The sequence below is a fragment of the Halarchaeum salinum genome, assembly GCF_039520965.1.
Classification (GTDB): domain Archaea; phylum Halobacteriota; class Halobacteria; order Halobacteriales; family Halobacteriaceae; genus Halarchaeum; species Halarchaeum salinum.
This window is the reverse complement of sequence record NZ_BAAABL010000064.1, coordinates 1-2,258: the sequence shown is the minus strand read 5'-3', so window position 1 is coordinate 2,258 and position 2,258 is coordinate 1. Positions and strand designations below refer to the sequence as shown.

General features: G+C 55.0%; 2 protein-coding genes and 1 pseudogene. 2 read left to right on the top strand and 1 reads right to left on the bottom strand.

Going from position 1 to position 2,258, the window contains the following annotated elements; all coding sequences use genetic code 11:
* The first annotated feature begins 476 nt into the window (after positions 1-476).
* Both ABDZ36_RS10855 and ABDZ36_RS10850 read left to right on the top strand, forming a co-directional pair.
* A complete protein-coding gene (locus tag ABDZ36_RS10855; RefSeq protein WP_211313748.1) occupies positions 477-707 on the top strand; it encodes a hypothetical protein in 231 nt (76 codons plus the stop codon).
* Positions 708-977: 270 nt separating this feature from the next.
* The gene (locus ABDZ36_RS10850) at positions 978-1,394 is read left to right on the top strand and encodes a DUF7995 family protein (RefSeq protein WP_211313747.1); all 417 of its coding nucleotides are present in this window, start codon (positions 978-980) and stop codon (positions 1,392-1,394) included.
* On the opposite strand, the pseudogene ABDZ36_RS10845 reads toward ABDZ36_RS10850, so the two are convergent.
* Positions 1,365-2,189: pseudogene (locus tag ABDZ36_RS10845) on the bottom strand (ISH6 family transposase); the annotation flags it as partial. The gene ABDZ36_RS10850 and the pseudogene ABDZ36_RS10845 sit on opposite strands and share 30 nt — an antisense overlap.
* Positions 2,190-2,258: the final 69 nt, after the last annotated feature.

Below are 2,258 nucleotides of genomic sequence, written 5' to 3'. Positions count from 1 at the left end.
AGTCTGTGGGACATCACGCCACGGTCCGAACCCATCGTAACCCGGAGCGCAGATAGACCGTTATCCTTCATTCCGCGAGATTTTAGATGATACATCCGTTTGGTGGATCTGCGGATTGACCATTTAGTGTAGGTTCCAGTAGTGCGATTTAATCAGCAGGTTCATACTGAACGGATTTATTTTTGAAGTAATGTCTGTTCTTCGAACGGTACTATTTGATTGGGACGTGAATCGGGTTTCCAGGATTACTGCAGTTGGACTAGCCCTTTACATCTCACAGGATATAGCGGATGAATTTCTCACAGAGTTAGTCGTCGTAATTATACTCTGTGGCACGCTCAATATCGTGCTTAACATCGTACTTAACCGGCTGTGGTCGCTTGTGGTGCGCATCTCGGACCGGCTGAAAGCCGAGTAACTTGATATATCCGTCACCTATACTAAACGATTTCCGGCTTCGACACGTCGAGAAAGATATGGCCGGTAATACGGCGACAGTCCCCGAGCCATTCCCAACATTGCTTACCGCAGCGACACTCATCGCGCTCTCCGCAGGCGGCGCAGTCGCCAGTAAATACCTCCTCACCCTCGTCGGCTTCGCCGGACTTACAACCGGAACGTCAGGAGTCCTGCTCGCTCTGCTTGTGTTCGTAGGCGTGTTCGTTGCTATTTTCGGGACGATCGCGTGGTGGCATACTCAGTCCTGAAGGAGAGGCGGCGGTGCAGAGGTCTTCACACATCCTGAACTGCCCGGTTTCCGTTTTTGAATGATGCGCAGTTCCATCTTGCAATAAACCGCTATTGACCCCCGAAACCGGATCGGTTTATACGAGAGTGGTGATCGAAATCTGCCGAGTTAGGCCTTGAGAAACATTTTGCACCACCGCCCTGAAGGAGAATCTACCGACGCGACGAGTTTGTCGCGCGGAGAGCAGTGACGTGCGCCTAAACGGCGAGTGTCGGACTCGATGATGCACATGCTCATCTACGCATTCGTGGAGGCATCGACGCGCGACGAAGCACTGGCGGCAGGCAAATCTGCGTTCGACCGACTGGTCGGCGTCGCCCCACAGACAGACGTCGTCTGCGACTCCTACGTAACGCTCAACGAGGAGGACGTCATCGGGACGGACCAAGCACGGTGGGGTGAGCGGCCGGCCGCGACGCCAATCAAGTCAGACGTGGCGATCAGCGGTGTGCCGACTGCTACTTCGGGGATGAATAACAGATCCCAGCATGGGTTGATGATTACAGAAACTAATCCCACGGTTAAAATCCATTACCCTGTTGGTGACCGTGATTTCCAAATGATAGCAAAACCAATTTCACAGACCAATCATATTTTGGTCGCGTCGCAAAGCGGTCTAGAGTTTGCCTCTGGTGCTCTCAATTGAGAGGTCACAGCTCATTGCTGTTTTGGTCGATCGCTGGAGCAGTTCGTCGAGGAACGATTGGTAGTGCTCTGGATCAGCGTACTTCACCAGCCGAAGCTGGAGTATCGCCTCTAATCCCTCCGTTGTCCAGCGCATCCACTGGTTCTTGCACCGTTTGCTGACCTCCCCCATCAACCGTTCGACGGGGTTCGAGGTCCACGGCACCTCGAACCCCTCGACAGCCTGCTCGGCAAACGTCACGATTGACGGCAGCCACCGCCGAAGATACCCCGCCGCCTTCTCTGACCCGTACTGATCCAACTGCCACGCTGTCTTCTCGATACGCTCGGTCGTTCGCGCGATCCGTTCGCGGATCGCCGCGAACTCCTCGTCTGGACGGTGTTTAGCGACCGAGTTCTTCAGATGGAACACCTCGTCGATCACCTCCGAGACGATCTCGTTCCGCCGATCCAAGGAGAACACGCCGTCGTCCCAAAGGTTGTAATCAAGCGTCCGACCGACGTGGACGAGATCGAGTTGGTGATTACGATTTTCGTCGGTAAATGCCGTGACGATGCCCTCATCAGCGTCACTGACGACCGTCGCGTCGTCAGTGACTGCGTCGATGTCTTCGAGTTCGGCGGCTGTTTCGTCCCAGTCAGCGTTGACCGAGAGATCCAGCAGGGAGCGCGACTCCTCGGCAGTATCTTCGCCGAGCGTGGCCTGGACGGAGTGGTACGAGCGGTCGTCGTCTTGGCTGTGGCACTTCGTGCCGTCAGGAATAACAGCGTCAGCGTCTGTGTCAGCGACACAGTCTCAGTCGATCACATCGGCTTAGAGAGAGTGTCTGCTTGGAGAGAGTGTGCAACCAAACCAAGCAGACAG